Source organism: Pseudomonas sp. P5_A2_2, from assembly GCF_054177685.1.
The window spans coordinates 1-5,156 of the sequence record NZ_JBGCUL010000286.1; the positions used below are offsets into that span (position 1 = coordinate 1).

Here is a 5,156-nt window from a genome sequence, read left to right on the forward strand (position 1 = left end):
CCCCGAACCCTCKGGCCGTCCAGGATGCAAAACCGACTTCTCCTWCTTGCACCTGACCGATGCAGGCACGGTGCGCAAACCCCAAATCGACGTTGAACCGGCTGACACGGCTGATCTGGCCCGCGGCCTTATCCGCGTGCTCGACGACCAGGGCAATGCCCACGGCCCCTGGGCTGAAAACRTGCCAGTGGCGATCCTGCGCAAGGGCATGCGCGCCATGCTCAAGACGCGGATCTACGACAACCGCATGGTGGTTGCCCAGCGTCAGAAAAAAATGTCGTTCTACATGCAGAGCCTTGGCGAAGAAGCCATCGGCAGCGCCCAGGCCCTGGCCTTGAACATCGACGACATGTGCTTCCCGACCTACCGCCAGCAAAGCATCCTGATGGCCCGCGACGTACCGCTGGTCGACCTGATCTGCCAGTTGCTGTCCAACGAGCGCGATCCGCTCAAGGGCCGGCAACTGCCGATCATGTACTCGGTCAAGGACGCCGGTTTCTTCACCATTTCCGGCAACCTCGCCACCCAGTTCATTCAGGCCGTGGGCTGGGGCATGGCCTCGGCGATCAAGGGCGACACCAAAATCGCCTCGGCGTGGATCGGCGACGGCGCCACCGCCGAGTCGGATTTCCACACCGCCCTGACGTTCGCCCACGTGTACCGCGCACCCGTGATCCTCAACGTGGTCAACAACCAGTGGGCGATTTCCACGTTCCAGGCGATTGCCGGTGGTGAAGCCACCACCTTTGCCGGTCGTGGCGTCGGTTGCGGCATTGCCTCCCTGCGGGTCGATGGCAACGACTTCGTCGCGGTCTACTCCGCTTCTGCCTGGGCCGCCGAACGGGCGCGCCGCGGTCTCGGTCCGACCATGATCGAATGGGTCACTTACCGTGCCGGCCCGCACTCGACCTCCGATGATCCGTCCAAATACCGTCCCGCCGACGACTGGAGCCACTTCCCGCTGGGTGATCCGATTGCGCGTCTCAAGCAGCACCTGATCAAGATCGGTCAGTGGTCCGAAGAGGAACACGCCGCCGTCAGCGCCGAACTGGAAGCCGAAGTGATCGCCGCACAGAAAGAAGCCGAGCAGTACGGCACCCTCGCCGGCGGCCAGATTCCGAGCGCCGCGACCATGTTCGAAGACGTCTACAAAGAGATGCCGGAGCACTTGAAGCGCCAGCGTCAGGAGTTGGGGATCTGACATGAACGATCACAACAACAAAATCGAGCTGGAAACCGCCATGACCACGACCACCATGACCATGATCCAGGCCCTGCGCTCGGCCATGGATGTGATGCTTGAACGGGACGACAACGTCGTGGTCTTCGGCCAGGACGTGGGCTACTTCGGCGGCGTGTTCCGCTGCACCGAAGGCCTGCAGAGCAAGTACGGCACCTCCCGGGTGTTCGACGCGCCGATTTCCGAAAGCGGCATCGTCGGTACTGCCGTGGGCATGGGTGCCTACGGTCTGCGCCCGGTGGTGGAGATCCAGTTCGCCGACTACGTGTACCCGGCCTACGATCAGATCATTTCCGAAGCCGCGCGCCTGCGTTATCGCTCGGCTGGCGAGTTCACCGCACCGATGACCCTGCGCATGCCTTGCGGCGGCGGCATCTACGGCGGCCAGACCCACAGCCAGAGCATCGAGGCACTCTTCACCCAGGTGTGCGGTCTGCGCACCGTCATGCCGTCCAACCCCTACGACGCCAAAGGCCTGCTGATCGCCTCCATCGAAAACGATGACCCGGTGATCTTCCTTGAGCCCAAACGCCTGTACAACGGTCCCTTCGACGGCCACCACGAACGCCCGGTAACCCCATGGTCGAAACACCCCGCCGCACAGGTTCCGGACGGCTACTACACCGTACCGCTGGACGTTGCCGCGATCGCCCGTCCGGGCAAGGACGTCACCGTGCTGACCTACGGCACCACAGTGTACGTGTCGCAAGTCGCCGCTGAAGAAAGCGGCGTCGATGCCGAAGTCATCGACCTGCGCAGCCTGTGGCCGCTGGACCTGGAGACCATCGTCAAATCCGTGAAGAAAACCGGCCGCTGCGTCGTGGTTCACGAAGCCACCCGCACCTGCGGTTTCGGTGCCGAACTGGTGTCGCTGGTGCAAGAGCATTGCTTCCACCACCTGGAAGCGCCGATCGAACGCGTCACCGGTTGGGACACCCCTTACCCGCACGCGCAAGAGTGGGCGTATTTCCCAGGGCCGTCCCGAGTGGGCGCGGCGTTGAAACGGGTCATGGAGGTCTGAATGGGCACGCACGTCATTAAAATGCCGGACATTGGTGAAGGCATTGCAGAAGTTGAATTGTCGGTTTGGCACGTCAAGGTCGGCGACATGGTCGTCGAAGATCAGGTGCTGGCCGATGTCATGACCGATAAAGCGATGGTGGATATTCCGTCGCCGGTGCATGGCAAGGTCATCGCCCTTGGCGGCCAGCCGGGCGAAGTCATGGCGGTTGGCAGTGTGCTGATCAGCATTGAAGTCGAAGGCGCGGGCAACGTTAAGGAGTCGGCGCAACCGGCTCCCGTTAAAGAAGCCCCGGTGGTCGCGCCCAAAGTTGAAGCCGTGGTTGAAAGCAAATCGGTCGCGGCCCCAGCGCCAAAAGCTGCCGTATGCCAGGGCCCGATGGTTGCTCGCGAAGCCGATGAGCGTCCGCTGGCCTCCCCGGCCGTGCGCAAGCATGCGCTGGACCTCGGTATTCAATTGCGCCTGGTGCGTGGCACCGGCCCGGCCGGCCGCGTACTGCACGAAGACCTTGACGCCTACCTGGCCCAGGGTCAGTCGAACGCTTCGGCACCGGTGGCGGCGGCTTACGCCCAACGTACCGATGAACAGCAGATCCCGGTGATCGGCATGCGCCGCAAGATCGCCCAGCGCATGCAGGACGCCACCCAGCGTGCCGCCCACTTCAGTTATGTCGAAGAAATCGATGTCACGGCTGTGGAAGAGCTGCGCGCGCACCTCAACGAAAAACACGGCGCGACTCGCGGCAAGCTGACTTTGCTGCCGTTCCTGGTTCGCGCCATGGTCGTCGCCCTGCGCGACTTCCCGCAAATGAATGCCCGTTACGACGACGAGGCCCAGGTCATCACCCGCCTCGGTGCGGTACACGTCGGCGTCGCGACCCAGAGCGACGTTGGCCTGATGGTGCCGGTGGTGCGTCACGCCGAAACCCGCAGCCTGTGGGACAGCGCGGCGGAAATCGCTCGCCTGGCCACTGCCGCGCGCAATGGCAAGGCCAGCCGCGATGAACTGTCCGGCTCGACCATCACCCTGACCAGCCTCGGCGCCCTGGGCGGCATCGTCAGCACGCCGGTGCTGAACCTGCCGGAAGTGGCGATTGTCGGGGTCAACAAGATCATCGAACGGCCAATGGTGATCAAAGGCCAGATCGTGRTCCGCAAGATGATGAACCTCTCCAGCTCCTTCGATCACCGCGTGGTCGACGGCATGGACGCGGCGCTCTTCATCCAGGCCATCCGTGGCTTGCTCGAACAACCCGCCACTCTGTTTGTGGAGTAACGAATGCAGACTTTGAACACCACGCTGCTGATCATCGGCGGCGGCCCCGGCGGTTATGTGACCGCGATCCGTGCCGGCCAGCTGGGCATCCCGACCATCCTGGTGGAAGGCCAATCCCTGGGCGGCACTTGCCTGAACATCGGCTGCATTCCGTCCAAGGCACTGATTCACGTCGCCGAGCAGTTCCATCAAACGCAACACCACAGCCAGCATTCGGCCCTGGGCATCAGCGTTTCGGCGCCAACTCTGGACATCAACAAGAGCGTCGAGTGGAAGGATGGCATCGTCGATCGCCTGACCACCGGCGTCGCGGCGCTGCTGAAAAAGCACAAGGTCCAGGTCGTTCAAGGCTGGGCCAAAGTGGTTGACGGTAAAACCGTGGACGTCGGCGACACCCGCATCCAGTGCGAACACCTGGTGCTGGCCACCGGTTCGAAAAGCGTAAACCTGCCGATGCTGCCGATTGGCGGGCCGATCATCTCGTCCACCGAAGCCCTGGCGCCGACATCCGTGCCCAAGCGTTTGATCGTGGTTGGCGGCGGTTACATCGGTCTGGAGCTGGGCATTGCCTATCGCAAGCTCGGCGCCGAAGTCAGCGTGGTGGAAGCGCAGGAGCGCATCCTGCCGGCCTACGACGCCGAACTGACCCAGCCCGTACACGACGAACTGAAAAAACTCGGTGTGAAGCTTTACTTGAAACACAGCGTGCAAGGCTTTGATTCTTCTAACAATACCTTGCAGGTACTGGAACCGGACGGCGAAACCCTGAACCTGGAAACCGATCAGGTGCTGGTGGCCGTCGGTCGCAAGCCGAACACCCAGGGCTGGAATCTCGAAGCGCTGAACCTGGACATGAACGGTTCGTCGATCAAGATCGACAACCGCTGCCAGACCAGCATGCGCAACGTCTACGCCATCGGCGACCTGAGCGGCGAACCGATGCTCGCGCACCGGGCCATGGCCCAGGGCGAGATGGTCGCCGAACTGATCAGCGGTAAGTCTCGCGAGTTCAACCCCACCGCCATCGCCGCCGTGTGCTTCACCGACCCGGAACTGGTGGTGGTCGGCAAGACCCCGGACGAGGCCAAGGCCGCAGGCCTGGACTGCATCGTTTCCAGCTTCCCGTTCGCCGCCAATGGCCGGGCCATGACACTGGAATCGAAAAGCGGCTTCGTGCGGGTGGTCGCCCGTCGCGACAATCATGTGATTGTCGGCTGGCAGGCAGTCGGCGTCGGTGTGTCCGAATTGTCCACGGCATTTGCGCAAAGTCTGGAGATGGGCGCGCGGCTGGAAGACATCGGCGGCACCATCCATGCGCACCCGACGCTGGGTGAGGCGGTGCAGGAAGCGGCGTTGCGGGCGTTGGGGCATGCGTTGCATCTGTGATTTTGAGGGATTGATGGGGTCTGTGATGGCCCCATCGCGAGCAAGCTCGCTCCCACAGGGTTTGTGAACGCCACAGATTCAAAGTGGGAGCGAGCTTGCTCGCGATTTCTCAAGAGCGACGCAATTTCTGCCGATCAGCCKATAGTCTGGGCTGCGATTTAGCCCAAGAATGAAGTATTGTTGTCCCCATCCAAAAAACGTCAGAAGCCTTGAACCGTTTCGGCGGTTGTTAAG

Annotated in this window: 4 protein-coding genes; all 4 read left to right on the plus strand. The window is 62.5% G+C overall.

The features are described 5' to 3' along the window. On the plus strand, positions 1–1,201 hold a 1,201-nt coding region (locus ACXRVY_RS16440; protein WP_458237776.1), incomplete at its 5' end, for a thiamine pyrophosphate-dependent enzyme. A 1-nt stretch (position 1,202) separates the two neighbouring features. Continuing rightward, a complete protein-coding gene (locus ACXRVY_RS16445) occupies positions 1,203–2,261 on the plus strand; it encodes an alpha-ketoacid dehydrogenase subunit beta (RefSeq protein ID WP_108215957.1) in 1,059 nt (352 codons plus the stop codon). Further along, complete coding sequence (locus ACXRVY_RS16450; protein ID WP_458237777.1) at positions 2,262–3,536, plus strand: dihydrolipoamide acetyltransferase family protein; 1,275 nt, start codon at positions 2,262–2,264, stop codon at positions 3,534–3,536. A 3-nt stretch (positions 3,537–3,539) separates the two neighbouring features. Next, a complete protein-coding gene (lpdA, locus tag ACXRVY_RS16455) occupies positions 3,540–4,922 on the plus strand; it encodes a dihydrolipoyl dehydrogenase (RefSeq protein WP_223461956.1) in 1,383 nt (460 codons plus the stop codon). Positions 4,923–5,156: the final 234 nt, after the last annotated feature.